Genomic DNA, 23821 nt, shown 5'->3' on the forward strand with positions numbered 1-23821 from the left:
CCACCGTCACCGTGAGGATGAGCATCTGCACCGCGATGGGCGCCTCCACCATCCACTGGGAGAAGGCGTCCAGGACCTCGCGCAACCATTCCATGGGGAGCAATTGTAGTCTTTAAGGCATGCACGAGTTGAGCATTGAGGCCCCCAGCGGCACGTTCCGCGGCACCGCGGAAGGCGGAGTCCGCTACTTCCACTCCATCCCCTACTCGCATATCCCGAGTCGCTTCGCGGACGCGGAAAAGCTGGGTGACCAGGGCATCGTCGACGCGCGCGAGCCGCAGCCGGACGCAGTGGCGCTCACCATCACCACACCGGAGGACGCCTGCGACGCCCCCGTCATCGTCTATATCCACGGCGGACGCTTCGAGTCGGGCACCCACGAAGATCCGCGGGCCGAGGGCAGCGCGAATGCACGGGCTGGCATCGTCGAGGTGCAGCTCGGCTACCGCGTGGGCCTGGCGGGACTCGCGAAATTCCCCGAGGACGAGTACTTCCGCTACCGCGCCATCGACGACGCGCAGCTGGGCCTCGAGTGGATCCAGCGCAATATCGAGGCCTTCGGCGGTGACCCCACGAATGTCACGCTCGTCGGTCAATCCGCGGGCGCGACCATCGGCCTGTGGCTCGCGCGCCGGGACCACTACCGCGGCGCGTTCCGTCGTCTCGTCGCGCTCTCGCCGTGCTACCCACGCGAGCCCTTCGAGGCACGCAAGGCCACCCTGCGGCAGTTTCTCAAGGTGCCCATTACGCGCGCGGGCCTGGACAAACTCACCGACGAACAACTCGCGGCCGGCTACGCGAAGTTTCGCAAGAAGTTTGGCTTCGACATGGCGCTCGGCCCCTACCCGCTCGACCCGACGCAGCTCGCGGATATTCCCATCGTGCTCGGTTCCACGCGCGAAGAGTTCGCCAACCTCGGCGAGCGTTTCGACCGCGCGCCGTTTCCCAAGGCGATTGGCTGGTATATTGCGCCCAAGTTCGGCATGCGGCGCGAGCGCTTCAGCACGTGGGCAGACCTCGCGGGCACGAAGGGCATTGTGGGTCGGCTCATCGGCGACGGCTGCATCCGCCGCTGGGTCGAACTCGTGGGCCACAACGTGAACACGTGGATGGTCGAATTCGTTCGTGACGGCAACGCCTTGCACTGCCAAGAGCTGCGCCCGCTCTTCGGCGTCACCGAGTCCCCACTCACCGGCTGGCTCCAGCGCCTCGCACGCACCGGCGAGCCGGGCTTCGAGCCGTACCACCCCGAGCACGCCGTGTGGCGCTTCAACCTCGACACCGGCGAGGCGACCACCACGTACGGTGCGCTCGACTACGTGGGACAGGCGTTCCAGGAGGACTAAAACCAAGAAGGCCATGTCACGGTGGCCATAACCGCAGGTCGCCTAAACGAGACGAAAATGAGCGACCAGGGAATATGGCCAACGGGATATGGCCTTTGAGGTCGTAGGGGAATTAGAGGAGCGCGAGCTCCTCCACCATCCACGGACTGAACGCGAAGGGGGTCGCGGCGACAGCGCGGCGCACGTCATCGAGGGGAACCCACGCGTAGGAGTCGATTTCCTCCGGGTTCGGGTCGATGGTGCCCGCGAGCCAAGCGGTGTAGACGGGACAAATCTCGTTTTCTACGACGCCTGAGGAATCAACGGCGCGGTAGCGGAAATCGGGTAGGGCAAGGGCGACATCGGAAAGCTGGGCGCCGAGCTCGAAGGCGGCGCGGCGGTGGACAGCGTCGACGGTGGCCTCGCCGGGGCCGGGGTGGCCGCAGAAGGTGTTGGTCCACACGCCGGGCCACGTCTTCTTCGTGAGCGCGCGGCGGGTGAGGAGCACGTCGTCGCCGCGGAAGACCCAGCAGGAAAACGCGAGGTGCAAGGGGGTGTCGCTAGTGTGGACGGTTGCCTTGGGGGCGGTGCCGGTGGGGTTTCCTGCGTCGTCGCAGAGGACTACGAGTTCCGTCATAGGTTGAGGTTTCCAGTCCACGTCACGTTGCCCATCGTGAGGCGGGCGTTCCACAGGGTGCCGGGGGCGGCGTCGAAGCGGTACTGAAGGTTCGTCGCGGAATGCGCGCCCAGCGGCATGTCGAGGCCCGGCGCGAGGACGTCCGCGTTGGCCTCTGGGTCATACGGGAGGAGCTCGACACGGGTCCAGCCGCCGTTGCCGTCGGCGACCTCGAGGACTGGCTCGGTCACGGCGTCGACAGGCAGGGGCTGGTCGTTGAGGTTCTTGAGCAGCACGGTGAGCACGCTCCCCTGGACGGAGTCGGAGTAGACGCCCTGGAGCTGCCAATCGACGTTCATGCCGTCATCGTGGACGGGGGCGCCGAGGTCCGAGTTGACCTCTTTGTTCTTCACGTCCTGCGGCTGGTAGGCGGGGGTCTCCGAGGTGGTCACGGAAATGTCGTCGCCTGGGTTGAGTCCGGTCTCGCCTGGTTCGAGGATGCTGCACGAGGCGAGGAGGCACGCGGCGGACACAAGAAATGCCACGGTGAGCTTACGCAATGGAGGAACCTTCCGGAATATCGATGAGTGTGCTTCTACCTTAACCGACGCACCGGCCATCTTAGGTAACGGCAAGGTGCAACCGCGCGCGTGCGGTGGCATAGTAGCCGGTTGATGAAACCTCTCGTTCGTATCGTGCGCGGCGCCGCTGCGCTGTGGCCGTATTATCTTGCAATTTTCCTCACCGCCGTGGCCGGCGCGGTGCTGACGCTTATTTCCCCGTTCATTATCCGCGAGGCGACCAACACGATTGTCGACGCCGTGAGCGGCTCGTCCACGGGCGCGCTGCGCACCGTGCTCTGGCTTGCGGTTGCTTTGTTTGCTGCCGATGCCGCTAGAGGCATCGTCGCCAATATCGGCGGCTACTTCGGCGATGTCATGGTCGCGCGGCTGCGTCAGGTGCTCTCCACGCGCTACTTCGCAAAGTTGCTCGCACTGCCGCAGGGTTATTACGACAACCAGGTGACAGGCACGATCATCGCACGGCTCGACCGCTCGATCATGAACATCACGCAGTTCCTGCAGTCGTTTAGCAATAACTTCTTCTCGATGATCCTGCAGATCGTCGCGGTGCTCGTCATCACGGCGTTCTACTACTGGCCGCTCACCATCCTGCTGCTCATCTTGTTCCCGCTGTATTTCTGGCTCACGGCGCTCACCTCCACGCGCTGGCAGAAGTTCGAGAAGGTTAAAAACGAGCACATCGACGTGGCCAACGGACGTTTCTCCGAGGTCATCGGCCAGGTGAAGGTGACCAAGTCCTTCGTGGCGGAAACGCGCGAGCTCGCTTCCTTTGCACGCCACTACCGTGGGATCGTGGATACGACGAAGCCGCAGTCGAATTGGTGGCACTCCATGGATACCGCGCGCCAGCTCGCGATGGCGGCGGCGTTCTTCGGCATTCACTGCGTCATCTTCTGGCGCACGCTCAGCGGCGACTTCACGCTGGGTGACATGGTCATGCTCATGCAGCTGGTGACCATGGCCAAGCAGCCGGTGACCATGCTCTCGTGGATCGTGGACTCAGGCCAGCGCGCCATCGCGGGCTCGGCAGACTACTACAAGGTTATGGATGAGGACCTCGAGCCCACGGCGAATGCGTCGCTCGTCAAGGCGATCGAGGCTTCGGACGAACCGACCTTGGACCTGGATACGGCAGAACCGCTGGACGTCACCCCCGGCGCGCCCGTCTTCGACTTCCAGCACGTCGGCTTCGAATACGAAGAAGGCAAGCCCGTCGTCACGGACATCACGTTCACCGCGCCGGAGGGCCACAAGGTGGCGCTCGTGGGCGAGTCCGGCGGCGGCAAGTCGACGCTCGTCAACCTGCTACTGGGCCTCTATCGCCCCAACTCCGGCAGCATGCACATCCTGGGCCACGACGTCCGTGACCTCACCGCGGCGGAAATCCGCGCCTCCGTGGGCGTCGTCTTCCAGGAACCGTTCCTCTTCTCCGGCACGATCCGCGAAAACATCGCCTACGGCAAGCCGGGCGCGACCGAGGAAGAAATCCTCGAGGTGGCCAAGCGTGCCAACGCCCACGACTTCATCATGGCGTTCCCGGAAGGCTACGACACGATCATCGGCGAGCGCGGCCTCAAACTCTCCGGCGGCCAGAAGCAGCGCGTCTCCGTGGCCCGCGCGATGCTCAAGGACGCGCCCATCCTGGTCCTCGACGAGGCGACCTCGGCGCTCGACACGAAGTCCGAGCGCGTCGTGCAGGCGGGCCTCGACGAGCTCATGAAGGACCGCACGACGCTCATTATCGCCCACCGCTTGTCCACCATCGCGGACGTCGATACCATCATCACGCTGGACCACGGGCGGGTCGCGGAGATTGGTACGCCTGCGGAGCTGGCGGCATCGGGAGGCATTTATGCTGAGCTGCTCGCGCTCACGCAGTCCTCGGCGAAGGAGGACCGCGAGCGGCTCAAGCGCTATGGATTTATTGAGCCAGGATCTGAGGACGATGAGTAGTCTGGGTGCATGCAGTTTCCCAGCCTTGAAGAACTGAAAGCCCGCGGCACCCGCAAGTGGACCGTCTACGGAGACGACGTCCTGCCCCTGTGGATCGCGGAGTCCGATTTCCCCACCGCCCCTCCGGTCATGGAGGCGATCGAGCGCGCGGTAAAGAACGAGTCCTTCGGCTACACGCCGGGCACGTCGACGTTGCCGGAGGAACTCGCCGGCTTCTACAACCGTCGCTTCGGGTGGGAGCCGAACCCGGACTACATCTTCACCATCGGCGACGTCGTGCGCGGCATGCTGCTCGGCGTCCAGTACTTCACCACGCCCGGCTCCCCCGTCGTCGTGCCGGTGCCCAGCTACCCGCCGCTGCTCGAGCTGCCGGAGACCGCCGGCCGCGAGAAGATCGAGACCTCGCTGGACTTGGATGAGATCGAGGCTGCGTTCGCGAAGGGCGCCGGCTCCATCGTGCTGTCCACGCCATTCAACCCGCTCGGCATCGCGTTTGAAAAAGACTGGCTCACACGACTGGTGAACATCGCCGATAAATACGGCGCCCGCATCCTCGCGGACGAAATCCACGCGGGCATTGTCTACGAAGGCACGCACATCCCGCTCGCCTCGCTCTCGGACCGCGTCATCACCGTGACGGCGACCTCCAAGGCGTTTAACGTGGCGGGTCTCAAGTGCGCGCAGATGATCTTCGCCAACGCAGACGACGTGAAGACGTGGCGTTCTCTCACCGGCGTGGCCAAGGACGGCACGGGCACACTCGGTGTGCTCGCTGCCGAGGCCGCCTACCGTGACGGCGACCCGTACCTGGACGAGCAGCTCGCCATCCTTAAGCAGAACCGCGACTTCGCCGCTGACGCCTTCGCCAAGGCCGGTATCGAGTCCACGCGCCCCGCGGCGACGTACCTCATGTGGCTCACGCTCCCCCAGCTCGGCGAGAAGCCTGCGGCATGGCTGCGCGCGCACGCAAAGGTCGCTGTCAACGAAGGCGTGACCTTCGCGGCCCCGGGGCACGCCCGCCTCAACTTTGCGACCTCCCCGGAGATCCTCCGTGAGGCGGTCGAAAGGATCACGACCGCACTGTAGTCTCACATGATGGGATTGTGTTTCCATACTGAGGATCGCTACTCTGTTGAGTAGTCGATAAGTATTCAAGCCGCGAAAGGATCCCCAATTCCATGGCTTCACCTGTCTCCTCAGGATCTCCCCAAACACCGAGCGCGATGACCGTCGTGGTCGCCTCCCTCATGCTCTTTTCCATGTTCTTCGGTGCGGGCAACCTCATCTTCCCGCCCATGGTGGGGGTTAGCTCCGGCACCAACTTCTGGCCCGCCATCCTGGGCTTCCTCACCGCGGGCGTGCTCCTGCCAGTCCTCGCCGTCGTCGCCGTCGCGATCACCGGTCGCTCCGTGCGCGATATCGCCAACCACGGCGGCTGGCTCTTCGGCATCGTCTTCTCCGCCATGGCGTACCTGGCCATCGGCGCGTTCTATGCCCTGCCGCGTACCGGCGCTGTGTCCATGGAACTGGCGATTACTCCCATGACGGGCTGGGAAGGCACCGCCGCCAACGGCATCTTCAACGCCATCTTCTTCCTCATCGCACTCGCGCTGTCATGGAAGGCCAACTCCATCATGGACACTCTGGGCCGCTTCCTCACCCCGGCGCTGGTGACGCTGCTCGTCGTGCTGATCGCGCTGGCCGCCTTCGCCAATCCGCGCAACCCTGGCACGCCCACTGAGGACTATGCCTCCGGCGCCTTCGCCACCGGCCTGTTCGAGGGCTACAACACGATGGACGCCATCGCGGGCCTCGCGTTCTCCATCGTCATCGTCTCCGCGCTGCGCGGCAAGGGTTTCAAAGCCGGTGCCCCGGTCATCAAGGCGACGGTCGTCTCCGCCGCCATCGCGGGCGTCCTGCTCGCCGCCATCTACCTGGGCCTGGGCTACATCGCGCAGACCATGCCCAACGGCCAGTCCTATGAGTCCGGTTCACAGTTGCTTGCCGATGCCGCCAACTCCACAATGGGCACCGCCGGCCAGGTCGTCTTCTCCGCCATCGTCCTGCTCGCCTGCATGACCACTGCCGTGGGACTTATCACCTCGACCTCGGAGTTCTTCTCCGCCCTCGTGCCGAAGACGACGTACCACCTGTGGGCCATCATCTTCACCGCACTGTCCATCCTCTTCGCGTTCCAGGGCCTGGAGACGGTGCTCTCCATCGCCGTGCCGTTCATCGTCTTCCTCTACCCGCCGGCGATCACGCTCATCGCACTCACCATGGTCCAGCCGCTGGTGAAGAAGCAGGTCATCTTCTACTGGGGCTACCGTCTCGCATTGTGGATGTCCGTCCTGTGGTCCGCACTGAGCCAGCTGGGCATCTTCCCTGACATGCTCGCGCTATCACCGGGCCAGGACGCTCAGCTGGGCTGGATCGTGCCGACCGTCCTCGCCTTCATCGTGGGCCTGCTCCTCGACTTCGCCACCCGCCGCGGCCGCGCCAAAGACGCCGCCGTGTTGCAGGGTGAGCCCGTGACGGTACCGGAATAAACGTGACGCGGATAGGGTTTTCTAGTAAGTACGCTGTTTACTTTCAAGGAGAATCCATGACCCGCGCCGCACTCTCAGTCCTCGACTTCTGCACCGTCTACGAAGGGGAAACCTACGGCCAGGCCATGGCCCGCTCCGTGGAGCTTGCCCAGCACGCAGAGAAGTTCGGATTTAAGCGCATGTGGTACACGGAGCACCACAACATGCCCACCATCATCTCTTCCAGCCCCGCCGTGCTGATTGCACACATCGCCGCCAACACCCAGTCCATCCGCCTGGGTTCTGGCGGCGTTATGCTGCCCAACCACTCCCCCTACGTCGTCGCCGAGCAGTTTGGCACACTCGCCGAGCTGCACCCCAACCGCATCGACTTAGGCCTGGGCCGCGCACCGGGCACTGACATGCAGACCTTGGGCCGCGCACTGCGCCGCGACTCGCACTCCGCCGAGCGCTTCCCTGAGGACATCAAGGAATTAAACGGCTACCTCACCGGTAAGTCGATCATCCCGGGTGTGCGCGCCATCCCTGGCGAGAACACCAGTATCCCGATCTACATCCTGGGGTCGTCCATGTACGGCGCCTCGCTCGCCGCGAAGCTGGGCCTGCCCTACGCTTTCGCCTCCCACTTCGCACCCCAGCACCTCCAGACCGCGACGAAGTATTACAAGGACAACTACGAGCCGTCCGAGCAGTACCCGGAGCCGTACCTCATCGCCGCCGTCAACGTGCTTGCCGCGGACTCGGACGAGGCCGCCCAGGAAGAATGGGAGAAGGTCTGCTTCAACCGTGTCAAGGCCTTCGCGGGCCGCGGGAAGTACCTCACTGACCAGCAGGTCGAGCAGATCGTGGCGTCCTACCAGGGCCAGCAGATCCTCGAGATGCTCAAGTACTCCGCCGTGGGCACCAAGGACGAGGTGCGCGACTACCTCGAGCAGTTCCAGCAGTCCGTGGGCGCCGACGAACTCATGATTTCGCTCCAGTCCACGACGCATGACAGCGTGCTCCACAACATGGAGCTCCTCGCGGAGGCCTGGGACCTCACGTAGTGCTCTACCGCACCTGGGTGAATAATATGCGCAAAAATATGCAAACTGACTTCATTCATTGATGCGTCACGATGTAATATCTAAGCGACCTTTCACTGTTCCACGTGGGTCATTTCTATTCTATTCAGGGGAGAGACCACCATGCCTGGTCGGCGCGAACCGCAGCAGTACCAAAAGATCGCAAGCTTCCTGCGCGGTGAAATTTCTTCTGGTCGCCTCGGTGTAGGCGATGTCCTTCCCAGCGAGGCGGAATTGTGCGAGCAGTTCCAGACCTCGCGCGGCCCCGTGCGTCAGGCGATGGCCGAGCTGCGTTCCGAGGGAACCATCTCCTCGGGCCGCGGCCGCCGTTCCGTCGTGCTGGGCAACTTCAGCTCCGAGTCTTTCGAGGCCTCCTACTCCGCGGCGCAGCGCTACAAGGAAGCTGGATTCACGCTCGAGCAGAAGATTCACTGGCTCGCCCGCCGCCCGGCGCCCCGCGAGGTGGCCGAGGCCCTTGGTGTCAAAGAGGGCGACCCCATCGTCTATATCCACCGCACTCGTCAACGCGCGGGGCAGACGCGCCTCATCCAGGAGGAATACTTCCCACTCGAGGTGGGACGCCACATCCTCGACTTCGATGAATCAGAGCCGTCACTGCATGCCGTCCTCGCCCGCGCTGGCGTCGAGGTCGACAATCTTTCGCGTCAGCTGCGCGCCCGCCCCGCGACTCCGGAGGAGGCGGAAACGCTCGGCATTGAGGAGGGCTTCCCGGTCTTCGAGGTGACCAATCGCCTCCACAATCACAACGGCGACCCCATCGAGTACGGCGTTTACGTCTTCCCCGCTGACCGTATGCAGATGCAGATGAACGCCATCCGCGGCGCCGGATCCCCCCTGCGCTTCACTCTCCAATCACCCACCGAGTAACTTAATAGGGTATGAAACTACCCTCTCTCGGGGCGGTGGCGCTCGCGTTCACACTCGCGGGCTGTTCCGCCGGGCACACCGCCGTCGTCGAGGCGACCGATACTCCCTCCGTGGTCCTCGCCACCACGGCCGCGGCGACCTCGCTCGACTTCACGACGACCGGCGGCGCCGCCATTCCGGCCGCGCTCATGGGCAACGTCTACGAGACCCTCGTGACCATCGCGGACGACGGCTCCATCCAGCCGGGCCTCGCCGAGTCCTGGGATATCGACGGTACGGAGTACACCTTCCACCTGCGCGAAGCCACCTTCAGTAACGGCGACGCTTTTTCTGCAGAGACCGCCGCGTGGGCGATTAATCATACGCATGAGTGGACGAACGCCCTGGGCAAGCAGCTCGCCGCCGCGCACGCGCGCGCCGTGGACGAGCACACGTTAAAGATCAGCCTGGACGCGCCCTCGGAGTCTTTCTTGTGGAAGCTCGGCACGACCGTCGGCGCCATGCTCCATCCGTCCGGCGAGACCATCGGCACCGGACCGTATACGGTGCGCGCCTTCTCCCCTGGCGAGTACGTCGACCTCGCCGTCAACCGCGACTATTGGGGCGAGTCCGCGCACGAGGACGTCCAGATCCGCTACTTCCCGGATATCGTCTCGTCCGTCAACGCTTTGCAATCCGGCAGCGTCGACATCGTGTGGGCCGTCCAGAATCCGGAGCTCCTCGCCAACTTGCCGGAGGACTACGAGGTCCAGGTGGGTGCCACGAACGGCGAGGTGCTCGTCTCCATGAACAACCAGACCGCGCCCTTCGACGACGTGACCGTGCGCCGGGCCGTCGCCTACGGTGTCGACCGCGAGCTCGCCAACCGCATCCTCTTCGACGGCATGGCGACCGACACCGGCGGCGCCCCCGTCGCCCCCGCGGACCCATGGTTTACCGGGAAAAACTACTACCCGTACGACCCGGAGAAGGCCAAGGAACTCATGGCCTCCGCTGGCGCGGAGGGTACCCCATTGACCATCACGGTGCCCACGCTGCCCTACGCGCAGACGCTAGGCGAGCTGCTCTACTCGCAGCTCACGGATATCGGTTTCGATGTCACGCTTGAGTCCGCGGAGTTCCCTGCACTGTGGCTCGGCCAAGTCATGGGTGCCAAGGACTACCAGATGTCCATCGTCGCGCACGTCGAGCCGCGCGATATCACCACGCTCTTCGGCAGCCCGGACTACTACCTGGGCTACGACAACGCGCACACCCGCGAGCTCTTCGCCGAGGCCGACGCCAAGGACCCGGAGCTCATGCACGACGCCGTCGACCAGATCATGGACGACGCCGGCGCGCTCACCGTCGCGAATATGCCCAATATCGTGCTCTCCCACGGCGTCACGGGCGTCGACGCCAACCAGGTCACGGACGGCATTCGTTTGAAGGAGATCACCCAGTGAAAATCCTCGCTCGCTACCTCGGCACGCTCTTCGCCGCCTCCGTCATCATCTTCGCTCTCATGCGCGCTGTCCCCGGCAACCCGGCACGTGTCGCCCTCGGCGTCAACGCGGACGACGAGTCCGTCGCCGCGCTAACACATGAGCTCGGCCTGGACCGCCCGCTGCTCACGCAGTACTGGGAATGGCTTTCCGGACTGTTCACCGGCGCCTTCGGCACGTCCTTGAGCTCCGGCCAGGACATCACGCCGCTCGTCCTCGACCGCGCTCAGGTCTCGCTCATCCTCGTCCTCGCCGCGATGGCGCTCGCCCTCCTCGGCGCCATCCCCGCCGGCATCTTCCTGGCTCGACGCGACTCGACGGCCGTGTCGGCGCTCACGCAGCTGGGCATCGCCGTGCCGAGCTTCCTCGTCGGTATCCTCCTCGTTGCCGTCTTCGCCGTAAAACTCGGCTGGTTGCCCGCCAACGGCTGGGTCGTGCCGGTCTCGCCGCGCTATCTCGTCTTGCCCGTCATCTCCCTGGCGCTCGTCCAAGGCGCGATGCTCACCCGTTACGTGCGCAGCGCCGTGCGGGAGCAGCTCCACCGGGACTATATGCGCACGGCGCGCTCGCTGGGGGCATCGGAAAGCCAGGCATTGCTGCGGCACGGGCTGCGCAACGCCGCGCTGCCGGTGCTGACCGTCGCGGGGCTGCAGCTCACCACGCTGGTCATCGGCGCGGTAGTCATCGAATCCGTCTTCGTCATCCCAGGGCTGGGGTCCATGCTCCTTGACGCGGTCGCGGTGCGCGACCTCACGACGGTACAGACGCTCGTCATGCTGCTCGTGGCGTTTACGCTCACGGTCAACCTGTTCACGGACGTAGTGTACCGCGTCATTGACCCCCGGATTGGAGCGCGCGCATGAGTCGCACAGGGTGGATTGGCGCGATCCTCGTCGCGCTCACGGTGCTCACGACCGTGGTCGCGTTTATCTGGACGCCGTATGACCCGTTCCAAGTCTCGAACCAGCTTGCGGCCTCGCCGTCGGCGGAGCATCTTCTCGGCACCGACCGCTTTGGCCGCGACGAGCTCTCGCGCCTTATGTCCGGCGCGCAGATTACGCTGTCTGTTGCCATCGTCGCGGTGCTCATCGCGGCAGTCATCGGCGTGCCGCTGGGCATCGCGGCGGGCATGGGCTTCCCGCTCATCATGAGGGGCGCGGACCTGCTCCTCGCGTTCCCGGCGCTGCTGCTCGCGATTATCGCGGGCGCGGTGTGGGGGCCGTCGACGCTCACGGCGATGATTGCCATCGGCATCGCAGGCATTCCGTCGTTTATCCGCGTCGCCCGGGCAGGCACGCTGCAGGTCATGCACCAGGACTTCATCGCGGCCGCGCGGATTTCGGGCGTATCCAAGCCGGTCATCGCGGTGCGCCACGTGCTTCCCAATATCGTGAGCCTCATCGTCGTGCAGGCCTCCGTCTACTGCGCGCTCGCCATCCTCGCCGAGGCTGGCCTGAGCTACCTGGGCCTGGGCACCGCTCCCCCGGCCGCCTCCTGGGGCCGCATGCTCCACGACGCACAGACCATGCTCGGCACGCAGCCGCTGCTCGCACTCTGGCCGGGCCTGGCCATCGCGCTCACAGTCTTGGGCTTTAACCTGCTGGGCGATGGCCTGCGCGACCTACTGGATCCGGAGGATCAATGAACGTTCTGGAAGTACGCAACCTCACGATTCCGGGGATCCTCCACGGCCTCACCTTCGAGGTCGGCCGCGGCGAAAGAGTGGGCCTCATCGGCGAGTCTGGTTCGGGCAAGTCGCAGACAGCTCTGTCCATCATGGGGCTCGTTGCGCATTCCGGTGATGTGGAGCTCGATGGAAAAGCCGCCATGGTCTTTCAGGAGCCGCTCTCCGCGTTGGACCCGTTGATGAAGATTTCGCGCCAGCTGCACTATGTCGGCGCGACGCCGGAGTCCCTCAAGGACGTAGACCTCGACCCTGCTGTGGCGAAGCGGTATCCGCATGAGCTCTCCGGCGGACAGCGCCAGCGCGTGCTCATCGCCATGGCGCTCGCGCAGAATCCGGAACTGCTCATCTGTGACGAGCCCACGACGGCGCTCGACGCGACGACTCAGGCAGGCGTGCTCGCTTTGATCGAGCGGCTCGCGGATGAACGTGGCTTCGCGCTACTTTTCATCTCGCACGACCTGCGGGTCATCGACCGCATGACGACGCGCCGGCTGTTGCTCAAGGCGGGCCACTTTGAGTCACTCGAGTCCGAGTATGGCCGCAGCCTCGTGCCGCAGCCGATTACCCCATCGCCGGCTAGGACCGGCGAGCCCATTATCGAGGTCCACGCCGCCGCGCCCTATGGGCTCGAGCACGTCGATCTCACGGTGGCGCGCGGCGAGCGGCTCGCCGTTGTGGGCGGCTCCGGCTCCGGTAAGACAACCTTGTTGAAGATGCTCACGGGGCTGCTCAAGCCAGCGTCAGGCACGATCGAGGTCCACGGGAAAATCCAGATGGTCTTCCAGGACCCGCGGGGCTCGCTCAACCCGCGGCTGCGGGTCGGCCGGTCGATCAAGGAGGCCGGTCCGGACGTGGCGCAGGCTCTCGTGGACGTCGGCCTCCAACCTTCAGACGCGAAGAAGTACCCGCACGAGTTCTCCGGCGGCCAGCGCCAGCGCATCTCCATCGCGCGCGCCCTCGTCGGCCGCCCGGATATCCTGCTCGCGGACGAGGCGGTCTCCGCCCTCGACGTCACGGTGCGCCGGCAGATCCTCGAGCTCCTCGACCGGCTCGTCGACGAATACGGGCTCACGCTCGTCTTCGTCACACACGATCTGGGCGTCGTCAAAGAGATCTGTTCGTCAGTCGCCGTTGTCCACGAGGGCCGGATTGTCGAGCACGGCCCTGTCGACGAGATCTGGGAGCACCCCCAGCACCCGTATACGCAGCGTTTGCTCGCGGCGGCTAAGCTACCCTGACGTGGAAGCGCTACCCCAAAGACCCAGTCCCCTCCAGTTACTCACCGCCTACAACTCGAAGGTTCGCCGCTGGCCCGGCGCGCTGCGCGCAGCACTCGCCATCCTCATCCCCGGCTCCATTGCGCTGCTCCTGGGCTATGACCATGCGGTCCTGCTCATCTCCGCCGGCGCGTTCGCGGTCATCTACGGCGAGGGCCATCCCTACCGCACGCGCCTGCGGGTGATGGCGACTGCGGCGCTGTTGCTCTTGGGGGCATCGGTAGGCGGCGTGCTCGTCGACGGCCTTCTCGCTGGCGGTCTCTATGCGGTAGCTCTCGGCGTCCTGGGCACCTTCGTACAAAACGCCTTGCGCCTGCCGCCGCCGGGCTGTTTCTTCATCGTCATGGTCGGCGGCGGCTCGACCATGATCACTGGAGTGCCTGCCTGGGAAGTCGGCCTCTGGTGCGCGGTCGGTTCGCTCACCGGCATCATCCTTGGCATGCTGCCCGCAGCCCTCGACGCGCATGGGCCGGAGAAGCGCCGCGTCCTCGGCGTCGAACAGGCCGCGCGCGCCTTCGTAGAAGAGCCCACGCTTGCCCACCATCACCAGGCGCAGACCGCGTTGGTCTCCGCGTGGCAAGCGCTTTCCGATGCCGCCATTATCCGCGGCGGCCGCATCCTCCAGCCCGCACAGCGCGACCTCGTGGACCGCACGCTTGCCGCCCAACGCGCCGTCGCCGCACAACACGTGGATTCGGCGCTGCTCTCGGATGAACCCGCGGATATCGATCCTTCCCGCACCGTCATTCCGCACACGAACCCGACCGCGCGCTACCGTCTCTACCGTTCGGCGACGCGCAATTCGCACCCGTCCTTGGCGGCGCAGCGCGTCCTCGTGGGCGGTCTGCTCACCGTGCTCATTGGGCTCGCACTCGGGCTCAACCGCCCGGACTGGGGAGCGGTCTCCGTGCTCCTCGTCCTCCAATGGGGTCCCGACCGCGTGCCCGGCACCATTCGCGGCGTGCAGCGCATGCTCGGTTCGTGCCTGGGCGTGTGTCTCTTCGCGGCGTTCCACTATTTCGGCGTCTCCGGGTGGACGCTGTTGCTCGCGCTCGCGGCCTGCCAGTACGCGGCGGAAACCTTCGTCGTGCGCAATTACGCGATCTGCGTTATCTTCTCCACGCCGCTGGCGCTTCTCATGGGCAACTCGAATTTCGCGGCAATTGAGGCGCGTCTCGCCGAGATTGCCTTGTCCGTCTCGCTCGCGCTCGCCGTGCTGTGGCTGTGGCGTCCCCGTGCGGCGGCCCAGGATCAACAGCGTCTTCAGGCACGCTGCGTCCAGGCGATGTCCACGCTGCTCGGCTCGTTGCTCACCACCACCCCGGACGCAGCGCTCACCACCCGCCGCGATCTCCAGTATGAGCTGCTCTCCGAGCGCCGTGCCATTCTTTCGCTCGCCGCCAATGGACACGGTGAGCTTTTCTGGGAGCGCCACCAGCGGCTGCGCCGCGCGGGCTATCACCTGCTCGACTTCTGCTCACTTCACCCGGACCGCCGGCCCACCGAGCCGGAGCTGCGCGAACTCGTTAGCGCAGTAGAAAAGTCTGGATAACCTCGTAGCCGCGGCCCTCACCCAGGTGCGACTCGACAAGCGCGACCTCGTCGGGCGGAAAGAGCGCGCTACAACACCTTATGAGGAGTAAATGTCGAGCAGGACGGCAGGGTTGAGGACATGCTCCTCGACGCGCTCAAAGACGTCGAGTTCCACTAGGGCCTCATCAAAATCAGGTACATGCATGCGTATCACCTACCGGTCTAGATTAGCCACATAGTAGCAATCTTCGCGCCGCACAGGGATAATTGGCGACACTGTCTACTTTAAGGATTTCCCGTGACAACCTCGGATCCCTACCACTCTTCACTCAACCCCGCGGATAAGGAGACCGCGGTCGGCTTGTATCCCCACGACATGCACCCGGGCCTCGTCCCGGGCATTTCCGTCGATGACCAGCGCAACCGCTTCGGGCTCGACAAGCCGCTCTTCTTCACCACGGCCGCCTTCATCATCGCCTTCATTATCTGGGGCGTCATCTGGCCTGACTCCGTGGCCAATGTCTCCTCAGCCGCGTTCTCGTGGGCGATTACGAACGCCGGCTGGCTGCTCAACATCACGATGATCCTCGCGATCTTCGTCATGGCCTACGTCGGCTTCTCGCGCTTGGGCCGCATCAAGCTCGGCACAGATGACGAAGAACCCGAGTTCGGCCGCTTTAGCTGGATCGCCATGATGTTCGGCGCTGGCATCGGCGTCGGTATCTTCTTCTACGGCCCGTCTGAGCCGCTGTCGCACTACCTCACCCCACCGCCGCACACCGTGGACGGCAACTCGGTCGAGGCCCTCCACCAGGCCATGGCACAAGCCAACTACCACTGGGGCATCTCCCCGTGGGCGGCGTATGCCCTCGTGGGCGGCGCCATCGCGTACTCGTCTTACCGCCGCGGCCGCGTCCCGCTCGTGTCCTCCATCTTCAAGCCGCTCTTCGGTTCCCGCGACACGGACGGCCCGCTGGGCAAGCTTATCGATGCCCTCGCGCTCGTCGCGACCCTCTTCGGCACCGCCGCAACGCTGGGTGTCTCCGCCATCCAAATTGGCGAGGGCGTGACCATCATCTCCGGCCACCCGGTGGCGAACACGGGCCTGGTCATTATCATCAGCATCCTCGGCTGCGCGTTTATCCTGTCCGCGGTCTCCGGCGTCTCGCGCGGCGTGCGCTACCTGTCGAATATCAACATCACGCTCACGCTCGGCTTCGTCATCTTCGTCTTTATCGTGGGCCCCACGCTGCTGCTGCTCAACCTCATCCCGTCGGGCATTATCACCTACCTCGACCAGCTTTTGCCCATGATGGCCAAGGGCCTGTCCTGGGGTGATGAGACCATCGAGTTCCAGTCCTATTGGACGGCGTTCTACTGGGCATGGTGGATTGCGTGGACCCCGTTCGTGGGCATGTTCGTCGCCCGCATCTCCCGCGGCCGCACCCTGCGCGAATTCACCCTCATCACGGTCTTCGCGCCCACGGCCATCCTCATTCTCGCATTCACCGTCTTTGGCGGCACCGCGATTAGCTTCAACCAGAAGGGGCTCGAGGGCTTCGATGGCTCCGCATCCAACGAACAGGTGCTCTTCGCCATGTTCCAGGATCTGCCGCTGGGTACCATCACGCCGTTCCTGCTGCTCTTCGTCCTCGCGGTCTTCTTCGTGACCTCGGCGGACTCCGCCTCCGTCATCATGGGCACCATGTCCTCCAAGGGCGACCCGACCCCAATAAATTCGTCGTCGTCTTCTGGGGTCTGTCCATGATGGGCATCGCGGTCGTCATGCTGCTCACCGGCGGCGAGGAGGTCCTCTCCGGACTGCAGAACCTCACCATCCTCGCAGCCCTGCCGTTTAGCGTTGTCTTGCTCGTCATGATGGTCGCCTTCATCAAGGACCTGCACTCCGACCCGATGTTTATCCGCCGCGCCTACGCGCGCACCGCCGTCAAAAACGCCGTCGTCCGCGGCATCGAGGAACACGGAGACGACTTCGAGATTTCCGTCGAGCATGCGGAAGAGGGCCGCGGCGCCGGTTCCGACTTCGACTCCGCCGCGGACCGCTACACTGAGTGGTACCAGCGCACGGACGAAGACGGCGAGAACGTCGACTACGATTTCGAGACAGGAGAATGGGCCGATGGCTACAAGAATTCCTAGTGAGGTCGTCCTCGACGGCTACTCACTCGCCGAGCAGCACCAGATCGACCATCTCTTCCTCACCGAAGGCGGCCCGTTCTCGCTGCTCGCCATCGTCGGCCTCGTGCTCATCGCAATCGCAGGCTGGCGCTTCCGCTGGCTGCTCATCCCCGGCGTCCTCCTCGCACTCCACCGCCTGTGGTGGATTCCCGTTCTTGCCTACCGTCTCTTCGACGATCCCGCCGCAGCCGGGTATGCAGCGCAGTACTACCCCCTCTACTGGCTGCCCCAAACCCTTGCGCTCATCGCGGCCGCGGTGGTCCTATACCTGGTGGGCAGCCTGGCGCGCCGCATGAATCGTCGGTGACGGGTGCGACTGCGCCGCATGCAGTCGCTCCACCGCCACCGCAGCCAGCGCCGCCGCCTGATCGCCGAGCACGCGATCATCAAAGCGCGCGAGCGGCGAGTGATTCCACTCGCGCTTTTGCTCCGGCAGGCTCGGGTCAACCGTGCCCAGCCACGCGAACGTGCCCGGTACCTGCTGAAGCACGACGCCAAAGTCCTCGCTGGCCATCATCGGCGTGCGCATGCGCACCACGCGTTCCTGCCCGAACTGGCGAGCCCACACGCCCGCGGCAAACGCGTCCTCGCGCGCATTCGTCTTCGTGGACGGGTAGAGCACCTCGAACTCGGTCTCCACAGAGCAGCGGTGCGCCGCTGCGACATTGGTGGTGACCTCGGTGATGACTTGGCGGACCCGTTCAATGGCGGCATCGTCAAGCACACGCACCGTGGCCGAGCAGCCCGCGCGCTCCGGGATGGCATTAATCGCGCCGTCGCCCGCCCAGAGGTTGGTCACGGTGATGACCACCGGATTGAGCGCGTCAAAGCGGCGCGTGACCGCGGACTGCAGCGCGAGCTGAATCTCCGCCAGCGCCAGCACGGGATCCACCGCGTCGTGCGGGCGCGAGCCGTGACCGCCCTTGCCCAGCACCGTAATGCGAAGGTTCGACGAGGATGCCATGAGCGGCCCCGGTGCGTGGTTGAACGTGCCAAAGTCCTGCGGGCCGACGTGCAAACCGTACGCCGCAATCGGACGGCGCCCCGCCGCGTCAAGCACACCTTCCTCAATCATCGGCTGCGCGCCGCCCGGGCCTTCCTCGCCCGGTTGGAACATGAAAATAATGTCGCCCTCGAGCTCTTCGCGGTGCGCGCAGAGCATGCGCGCCGCGCCAATGAGCGCCGACGTGTGTAGGTCGTGGCCGCACGCATGCATGTAGCCATTCGTCGAAGCAAAGGGGCTGCCAGAGCGCTCCCCCACCTCGAGCGCGTCCATGTCTGCGCGCAGCAACACCGAGACCGGATGGTCGCCCCTCTTACCCCCGCGCAGCACCGCGACGACCGAGGACACGGCTAAGCCGGTCGACACCTCCAGCGGCAGACCTTCGAGCTCCTCGAGCACGCGACGTTGCGTACGCGGAAGCTGATTTCCAATCTCAGGGTTTTCGTGCAGGTCGCGCCGAATAACCTGCAGGTTATTCAATAATTCCTTAGCTTCGCTGCGCAGGACGTCGACGGCAGGCTCGCCCTGCAAGGTCGCGCCCGGCGCCGGAAGCGGCGGGAGCTGCTGGCCAATGTGGGGTGTAGTCATGCCCGCCTATTGTAAGGTAACGCGCATGCGAATTCTCCCTCTTGCTCTCGCCGCTACCCTTACCCTCGCCGCCCCGGCGGCCCACGCCCAGGACCTTTCCTCCGAGGCACACCAGCTCTCCAGCACCAACCACGGCTCCTCCCGCGTCACCGTCGAGGCCGTCACCACGCTCCTCGGCGCGCTGGGGCCCAACGCCAAGCTTCTCACCGATCTTTGGGCTGCTTCCGATGCCGCCTATCCCCACCCCATCACCTCCCTCCCCTCCGCATCCATCACCCGCCACAAGGTCGATGGTCGCCAAGAGCGCTGGGACATCGCCTCACCGGCCATGGGCCGCGTCATCGAGGCCGACGTCCTCGTGGGCACCGGCCCAGTCGTCTTCCTCTTCGAGGGCGTCGACTCGCCGGAGACCTCCGGTTGGATCAAACGCGGCATTGCGCAGAAGGTCTTCGCGGACTCCGATGCCACCGTCATCATTCCCAACCAAGGCCGTTCCTCCATGTGGCAGGACTGGCGCCGCGATGACCCCAAGCTCGGCCGCATGAAATGGGAGACGTTCTACACGAAGGAACTCGCCCCGCTTGTAGACCGCGAAATCCCCAATAACGGCAAGCGCGCCGCCATCGGCCTGTCCATGGGTGCCTCCGGCGCCGTCATGATGGCCAATAACAATCCGGGATTCTTCGACGCCGTCGCGGGCATCTCCGGCTGCTACTCGACACTCGACCCGACGGGCCGCGGCACCGTGGAGCTTACCGTCGGCAACGGCGGCGGCAGCACCGCCAACATGTGGGACGCGTCCGACTGGAAGCGCAACGACGTCACCTCGCACCCGGAAGGCCTGCGCGGCACGCGCATTTACCTCTCCGCGGCAACCGGCGAGGTCACCGAGGCCGACCAGCGCGGCTACGCTGGCAAGCCGCTCACGGATCAGATTGGCGGCACGCTGCTCGAGGCAGGCTCGCGCCAGTGCACGCAGCGTCTCGACTCTGCTCTTACCCGCGCCGGCATCGAGCACACCACGAACTATCTCGACCGTGGCGTCCATGACTGGTCCATGTTCTCGGGCCAACTCGCTCCCGCATGGGCGGCTATCCGCCCCGCTCTCTACTAATCACCCCGCCGCTCGCCAGCTTTGGGTTTATAGCGCCTCGGCACCGCCACCACGGCCCCAAACGTCATAAACCCAAATCTAAGCCCGACCGAACCGCGCCAGCTTTGGTTTTGTGGTGATTCACCACCCCAATGAGGCGTCAAGGCGCCATAAACCCAAAGCTGGACAGAAAAAGCCCGCCACGAGGGCGGGCTTGGAGGTGACACGGTTTAGTCGTCGTCGGTGGACAGCGCTGCGACGAAGGCTTCCTGCGGAACGGAGACCGAACCGAGGGACTTCATGCGCTTCTTACCGGCCTTCTGCTTCTCGAGCAGCTTGCGCTTACGCGAGATATCGCCGCCGTAGCACTTGGCCAGAACATCCTTGCGCATCGCGCGGATATTCTCGCGCGCGATGACCTTGGAGCCGATGGAGGCCTGGACCGGCACCTCGAACTGCTGGCGTGGGATGAGCTCCTTGAGCTTCTTCGTCATCTTGTTGCCGTACCACTGCGCAGAGTCGCGGTGGACGATGGCGGAGAAGGCGTCGACAGGGTCGCCGTTGAGGAGGATATCGACCTTGACGAGGTCCGCGAGCTGCTCGCCAGCGTCCTCGTAGTTGAGGGAGGCGTAGCCCTTGGTACGGGACTTGAGCTGGTCGAAGAAGTCGAAGATGATTTCACCCAGCGGCATGGTGTAGCGCAGCTCGACGCGGTCCTCAGACAGGTAGTCCATGCCGCCCATCTGGCCGCGCTTGGACTGGCACAGCTCCATGGTCGGGCCCACGAAGTCCGCTGGCACGATGATGGTGGTCTTCACTACCGGCTCGTAGACCTCGCGGAGCTTACCTTCCGGCCAGTCTGACGGGTTGTGGATGATCTGCTCGGCGCCATCCTCGCCAACCACGCGGTAGGTCACTGACGGCGCGGTGGAGATGAGGTCCAGGTCGAACTCGCGCTCCAGGCGGTCACGGGTGATTTCCATGTGAAGCAGACCCAGGAAGCCGCAACGGAAACCAAAGCCAAGGGCGACGGAGGTTTCGGGCTCATAGGTCAAGGAGGCATCGTTAAGCTGCAGCTTCTCCAGCGCGTCGCGCAGGTCCGGGAAATCGGCCTGGGAGATGGGGAACAAGCCGGAGTAGACCATCGGCTTAGGATCGGCGTAGCCCTCGAGAGGTTCCTCGGCGCCGCCGGAGGCCCAGGTGACGGTATCGCCGACCTTGGTCTCGCGGACGTCCTTTACGCCGGTGATGAGGTAGCCAACCTCGCCGGGGCCGAGGCCCTCGCACTTTTGCATGGTCGGCGAGACGATGCCCACCTCGAGCAGCTCGTGGTTGGCGCCCGTGGACATCATGGTGACCTTCTGGCGCGGCTTGAGCGTGCCGTCGACCATACGGATGTAGGTGACGACGCCGCGGTAGGTGTCGTAGATGGAGTCGAAGATCATGGCGCGCGCGGGGGCGTCCGGACCGAAATCGGAGGTCGGAGCGGGAACGAGCTCGGCGACCTTGTCAAGCAATGCGTCAACACCCTCGCCCGTCTTGCCCGAGACGCGCAGAACATCCTCTGGCTCGCAGCCAATGATGTTGGCGATCTCCAGGGAGTACTTCTCGGGGTCAGCCGCAGGGAGGTCAATCTTGTTGAGGACCGGGATGATTTCCAGGTCGTTTTCCATCGCCAGGTAGAGGTTCGCGAGGGTTTGAGCCTCGATGCCTTGGGCGGCATCGACAAGCAAAATGGCGCCCTCACACGCCTCGAGGGCGCGGGAGACCTCGTAGGTAAAGTCCACGTGGCCGGGGGTATCGATCATTTGCATGACGATCTCTTGCCCCTCGAAGGGACCCGAACGGGGGATCCAGGGAAGGCGCACGTTCTGCGCCTTGATGGTGATGCCGCGCTCGCGCTCAATATCCATGTTGTCCAGGTACTGGTCGCGCATGTCGCGCTCCTCTACGACCTGGGACAGCTGCAGGATGCGGTCAGCCAGCGTCGACTTGCCGTGGTCGATGTGGGCGATAATGCAGAAGTTTCGGATTCGGGCTGGATCCGTAAACGTAGTGGCCGCAAAGTTTTTAGACATGGGTTTAGAATAGTCGACATGACGAGCGCGAACCCAACCGGATGGACGCGAATTAAAAGGGCATTGTCCATTCGCGAGGCCCACCCCTTGGACACCGGTCTGCGCCGCATTAATGACCGCATTGGCCTGCACGGACGCCGCGCGACCATCCGCAAGGCCGCGAAGATTCGGATTGAGAAGACCGAATCCCGCGCGCGTTCCATCTTCTTTGCCCCCGATATGGACGGCCAGGCTGACTCCGGTGAGGTCGTGTGGGTGTGGACGCCGACGACTCCCCCGCAAGAACGCGCGGTCCTCGTCGTAGGCAGGACGCGCGCAACCATTCTGGGGCTTCTCATCTCCCCCAACCCGGACCACTCCACGGACGACTGTTGGCTGCCCATCGGCTCGGGCGAGTGGGACGAGCAAGGCCGTCAATGCTGGATTCGCCTCGACCGGGTCCTGGAGATCGCGGAGGAGCAAGTCCGCCGCCAAGGCACGCTCTTCCCGGAGCGCCGCTTCGAGCGGATTGCCAACCGGCTCAGGTCCCGTTACCACTGGGGATAGGTTCTCTGCTAAGCTACTCAGGTTGCTTCCACGCACCGTGGCGCGCGAGTCGGGACGAGCAGGACCTTGGGTTCGCCCTTCGAACACTCGCGCCGAGAGAAATCGGGACATGTCCGTGCGGGGTAAGTCGCTAACAGTAATCATTTCGATTCCCAAGAGGTAATTTCAATGGCAAACATCAAGTCCAAGAAGAAGCGCATCATCACCAACGAGAAGGCTCGCCAGCGCAACAAGGCAGTCCGCTCCGCCGTCCGCACCGAGATCCGCAAGTTCCGCGCTCTCGTCGAGGCTGGCGACAAGGCTGGTGCCGAGAAGCAGCTCCGCGTTGCTTCCCGCGCTCTGGACAAGTCCGTCTCCAAGGGCGTGTTCCACCGCAACAACGCCGCGAACAAGAAGTCGGGTATGGCCAACGCCTTCAACAAGATGGCGTAACTAAAAAGTAAAGGCGGCTCAGGCCGCCTTTCTTTTTGCCTATAGAGTCGAACATACATTCGTCCAGTATATTTTTCTCCATGACGTCCTCCCTCAAGCCGCTCCTCAAGTGGGTCGGCGGCAAGCGCCAGTTGCTGCCCGCCATCCGCGCGGTCGTGCCGGAGTTTGAGCGCTACCGCGAGCCCTTCCTCGGCGGCGGCGCCGTGCTCTTTAGCCTCGCGCCACAGCAGGCCATCGCGGGGGATCTCAACAGCGAGCTCATCACCGTCTACACGGTCGTGCGCGACCACGTCGACGAGCTCATTGCGCTGTTGAAGACCTACCCCAACAACGAGGACTTCTTCTACGAGCTGCGCGGCCTCGACCGCTCCTCAAGCTTTGCCGAGCTTTCGAGTGTCTCCCGCGCCGCCCGCACCATCTACCTCAACAAGACGTGCTACAACGGGCTCTATCGCGTCAACAACGCCGGGCAGTTCAACGCGCCGTTCGGTCGCTATAAGAACCCGGCCATCTGCGACGATAAGACCCTGCAGGCGGTCTCGCGCTACCTCCGCGGCAATGACGTGACGCTCCTCCACGGCGACTACCACGCAGTTTTGAAGGGCGCAGGCGAGGGCGACTTCATCTACCTCGATCCGCCCTACGATCCGGTCACCCCCACGAGCAATTTCACGGGGTACCAGTCGGGCGGGTTTAGCCACGCGGACCAAATCGCGCTGAAGCTCGCGTGCGACGAACTCGACTACAACGGCGCAAAGTTCCTGCTCTCTAACTCGGCTACGCCCTTTATTACGGAGCTCTACGCCGACTACACGGTGGAGACCGTCGGCGCGAACCGCGCCATCAATTCCGTCGCCTCGAAACGCGGCAAGGTCGACGAGGTCCTCGTACGTAACTTTTGAACCACTTTTCTTCTACAGTG

The 23821-nt window shown here is 64.4% G+C and carries 20 protein-coding genes and 1 pseudogene; 17 read left to right on the plus strand and 4 right to left on the minus strand.

From position 1 onward, the window contains the following. The first annotated feature begins 119 nt into the window (after nucleotides 1-119). Nucleotides 120-1346: a carboxylesterase family protein gene (locus BN9444_RS11915; RefSeq protein WP_068801992.1), complete on the plus strand. Its 1227-nt coding sequence runs from the start codon at nucleotides 120-122 to the stop codon at nucleotides 1344-1346. Nucleotides 1347-1458: 112 nt separating this feature from the next. Here BN9444_RS11915 and idi read toward each other — a convergent pair whose 3' ends face one another. Then, nucleotides 1459-1962 (minus strand): isopentenyl-diphosphate Delta-isomerase, encoded by a 504-nt coding sequence (idi, locus tag BN9444_RS11920; RefSeq protein WP_066511469.1) that lies wholly within the window; start codon nucleotides 1960-1962, stop codon nucleotides 1459-1461. Continuing rightward, nucleotides 1959-2501: a hypothetical protein gene (locus BN9444_RS11925; protein ID WP_196131411.1), complete on the minus strand. Its 543-nt coding sequence runs from the start codon at nucleotides 2499-2501 to the stop codon at nucleotides 1959-1961. The genes idi and BN9444_RS11925 overlap by 4 nt, the downstream gene beginning before the upstream one ends. A gap of 114 nt (nucleotides 2502-2615) precedes the next feature. Here BN9444_RS11925 and BN9444_RS11930 point away from each other — a divergent pair, with 114 nt between their 5' ends. From BN9444_RS11930 to BN9444_RS11985, 12 genes and pseudogenes are all read left to right on the plus strand, one after another. Further along, the gene (locus BN9444_RS11930; protein ID WP_068801993.1) at nucleotides 2616-4478 is read left to right on the plus strand and encodes an ABC transporter ATP-binding protein; all 1863 of its coding nucleotides are present in this window, start codon (nucleotides 2616-2618) and stop codon (nucleotides 4476-4478) included. Between the two features lie 9 nt (nucleotides 4479-4487). Then, on the plus strand, nucleotides 4488-5564 hold the full coding sequence (locus tag BN9444_RS11935; protein ID WP_066492437.1) for a MalY/PatB family protein: 1077 nt from the start codon (nucleotides 4488-4490) through the stop codon (nucleotides 5562-5564). A 92-nt stretch (nucleotides 5565-5656) separates the two neighbouring features. Next, entirely contained in the window at nucleotides 5657-7027 is a 1371-nt protein-coding gene (gene brnQ / locus BN9444_RS11940; protein ID WP_066492439.1) for a branched-chain amino acid transport system II carrier protein, read from the plus strand. Nucleotides 7028-7083: 56 nt separating this feature from the next. Beyond that, on the plus strand, nucleotides 7084-8073 hold the full coding sequence (locus BN9444_RS11945; RefSeq protein ID WP_068801994.1) for an LLM class flavin-dependent oxidoreductase: 990 nt from the start codon (nucleotides 7084-7086) through the stop codon (nucleotides 8071-8073). 141 nt (nucleotides 8074-8214) lie between these two features. Then, nucleotides 8215-8979, plus strand: a complete 765-nt coding sequence (locus BN9444_RS11950; protein ID WP_066492442.1) for a GntR family transcriptional regulator — start codon at nucleotides 8215-8217, stop codon at nucleotides 8977-8979. 11 nt (nucleotides 8980-8990) lie between these two features. After that, on the plus strand, nucleotides 8991-10424 hold the full coding sequence (locus BN9444_RS11955; protein WP_066492443.1) for an ABC transporter substrate-binding protein: 1434 nt from the start codon (nucleotides 8991-8993) through the stop codon (nucleotides 10422-10424). Beyond that, on the plus strand, nucleotides 10421-11326 hold the full coding sequence (locus BN9444_RS11960; RefSeq protein ID WP_068801995.1) for an ABC transporter permease: 906 nt from the start codon (nucleotides 10421-10423) through the stop codon (nucleotides 11324-11326). The genes BN9444_RS11955 and BN9444_RS11960 overlap by 4 nt, the downstream gene beginning before the upstream one ends. Next, a complete protein-coding gene (locus BN9444_RS11965; RefSeq protein WP_066492448.1) occupies nucleotides 11323-12108 on the plus strand; it encodes an ABC transporter permease in 786 nt (261 codons plus the stop codon). Before BN9444_RS11960 ends, BN9444_RS11965 begins: the two co-directional genes overlap by 4 nt. Next, nucleotides 12105-13388 (plus strand): ATP-binding cassette domain-containing protein, encoded by a 1284-nt coding sequence (locus tag BN9444_RS11970; RefSeq protein WP_068801996.1) that lies wholly within the window; start codon nucleotides 12105-12107, stop codon nucleotides 13386-13388. The genes BN9444_RS11965 and BN9444_RS11970 overlap by 4 nt, the downstream gene beginning before the upstream one ends. Before the next feature lies 1 nt (nucleotide 13389). Next, nucleotides 13390-14979 carry an FUSC family protein gene (locus tag BN9444_RS11975; protein ID WP_068801997.1) on the plus strand — a complete coding sequence of 530 codons (1590 nt, stop codon included), beginning with the start codon at nucleotides 13390-13392 and terminating at the stop codon, nucleotides 14977-14979. Between the two features lie 357 nt (nucleotides 14980-15336). Then, nucleotides 15337-17120 (plus strand): annotated as a pseudogene (locus tag BN9444_RS11980) (BCCT family transporter). Beyond that, on the plus strand, nucleotides 17101-17466 hold the full coding sequence (locus BN9444_RS11985) for a hypothetical protein (RefSeq protein WP_066492457.1): 366 nt from the start codon (nucleotides 17101-17103) through the stop codon (nucleotides 17464-17466). The pseudogene BN9444_RS11980 and the gene BN9444_RS11985 overlap by 20 nt, the downstream one beginning before the upstream one ends. On the opposite strand, the gene BN9444_RS11990 is transcribed toward BN9444_RS11985, so the two are convergent. Continuing rightward, nucleotides 17422-18750, minus strand: coding sequence for a M20 metallopeptidase family protein (locus tag BN9444_RS11990; protein WP_066492459.1), 1329 nt, complete (start codon nucleotides 18748-18750; stop codon nucleotides 17422-17424). The genes BN9444_RS11985 and BN9444_RS11990 overlap by 45 nt on opposite strands. Nucleotides 18751-18775: 25 nt before the next feature. On the opposite strand from BN9444_RS11990, the gene BN9444_RS11995 reads away from it, so the two are divergent. Continuing rightward, nucleotides 18776-19864, plus strand: coding sequence for an alpha/beta hydrolase (locus BN9444_RS11995; RefSeq protein WP_066492462.1), 1089 nt, complete (start codon nucleotides 18776-18778; stop codon nucleotides 19862-19864). Nucleotides 19865-20073: 209 nt separating this feature from the next. Here the strand turns inward: BN9444_RS11995 and lepA are convergent, their stop codons facing one another. Beyond that, nucleotides 20074-21921: a translation elongation factor 4 gene (lepA, locus tag BN9444_RS12000; RefSeq protein WP_066492466.1), complete on the minus strand. Its 1848-nt coding sequence runs from the start codon at nucleotides 21919-21921 to the stop codon at nucleotides 20074-20076. 18 nt (nucleotides 21922-21939) lie between these two features. Here lepA and BN9444_RS12005 point away from each other — a divergent pair, with 18 nt between their 5' ends. The 3 genes from BN9444_RS12005 to BN9444_RS12015 all read left to right on the plus strand — a co-directional run bounded on the left by BN9444_RS12005 (nucleotide 21940) and on the right by BN9444_RS12015 (nucleotide 23801). Further along, nucleotides 21940-22467 carry a type II toxin-antitoxin system PemK/MazF family toxin gene (locus tag BN9444_RS12005; RefSeq protein WP_066492468.1) on the plus strand — a complete coding sequence of 176 codons (528 nt, stop codon included), beginning with the start codon at nucleotides 21940-21942 and terminating at the stop codon, nucleotides 22465-22467. Nucleotides 22468-22635: 168 nt separating this feature from the next. Continuing rightward, nucleotides 22636-22899: a 30S ribosomal protein S20 gene (rpsT, locus tag BN9444_RS12010; protein ID WP_066511407.1), complete on the plus strand. Its 264-nt coding sequence runs from the start codon at nucleotides 22636-22638 to the stop codon at nucleotides 22897-22899. A gap of 80 nt (nucleotides 22900-22979) precedes the next feature. Continuing rightward, entirely contained in the window at nucleotides 22980-23801 is an 822-nt protein-coding gene (locus BN9444_RS12015; RefSeq protein ID WP_068801998.1) for a DNA adenine methylase, read from the plus strand. Nucleotides 23802-23821: the final 20 nt, after the last annotated feature.

Source organism: Corynebacterium phoceense, from assembly GCF_900092335.1.
GTDB classification, from domain to species: Bacteria; Actinomycetota; Actinomycetes; order Mycobacteriales; family Mycobacteriaceae; genus Corynebacterium; species Corynebacterium phoceense.

Coding starts and splice junctions, on each gene's coding strand:
- BN9444_RS11915 (WP_068801992.1), top strand. CDS start 120: ATGCACGAGTTGAGCATTGAGGCCCCCAGCGGCACGTTCCGCGGCACC.
- idi (WP_066511469.1), bottom strand. CDS start 1,962: ATGACGGAACTCGTAGTCCTCTGCGACGACGCAGGAAACCCCACCGGC.
- BN9444_RS11930 (WP_068801993.1), top strand. CDS start 2,616: ATGAAACCTCTCGTTCGTATCGTGCGCGGCGCCGCTGCGCTGTGGCCG.
- BN9444_RS11935 (WP_066492437.1), top strand. CDS start 4,488: ATGCAGTTTCCCAGCCTTGAAGAACTGAAAGCCCGCGGCACCCGCAAG.
- brnQ (WP_066492439.1), top strand. CDS start 5,657: ATGGCTTCACCTGTCTCCTCAGGATCTCCCCAAACACCGAGCGCGATG.
- BN9444_RS11945 (WP_068801994.1), top strand. CDS start 7,084: ATGACCCGCGCCGCACTCTCAGTCCTCGACTTCTGCACCGTCTACGAA.
- BN9444_RS11950 (WP_066492442.1), top strand. CDS start 8,215: ATGCCTGGTCGGCGCGAACCGCAGCAGTACCAAAAGATCGCAAGCTTC.
- BN9444_RS11955 (WP_066492443.1), top strand. CDS start 8,991: ATGAAACTACCCTCTCTCGGGGCGGTGGCGCTCGCGTTCACACTCGCG.
- BN9444_RS11965 (WP_066492448.1), top strand. CDS start 11,323: ATGAGTCGCACAGGGTGGATTGGCGCGATCCTCGTCGCGCTCACGGTG.
- BN9444_RS11970 (WP_068801996.1), top strand. CDS start 12,105: ATGAACGTTCTGGAAGTACGCAACCTCACGATTCCGGGGATCCTCCAC.
- BN9444_RS11985 (WP_066492457.1), top strand. CDS start 17,101: ATGGCTACAAGAATTCCTAGTGAGGTCGTCCTCGACGGCTACTCACTC.
- BN9444_RS11990 (WP_066492459.1), bottom strand. CDS start 18,750: ATGACTACACCCCACATTGGCCAGCAGCTCCCGCCGCTTCCGGCGCCG.
- BN9444_RS11995 (WP_066492462.1), top strand. CDS start 18,776: ATGCGAATTCTCCCTCTTGCTCTCGCCGCTACCCTTACCCTCGCCGCC.
- lepA (WP_066492466.1), bottom strand. CDS start 21,921: ATGTCTAAAAACTTTGCGGCCACTACGTTTACGGATCCAGCCCGAATC.
- BN9444_RS12005 (WP_066492468.1), top strand. CDS start 21,940: ATGACGAGCGCGAACCCAACCGGATGGACGCGAATTAAAAGGGCATTG.
- rpsT (WP_066511407.1), top strand. CDS start 22,636: ATGGCAAACATCAAGTCCAAGAAGAAGCGCATCATCACCAACGAGAAG.
- BN9444_RS12015 (WP_068801998.1), top strand. CDS start 22,980: ATGACGTCCTCCCTCAAGCCGCTCCTCAAGTGGGTCGGCGGCAAGCGC.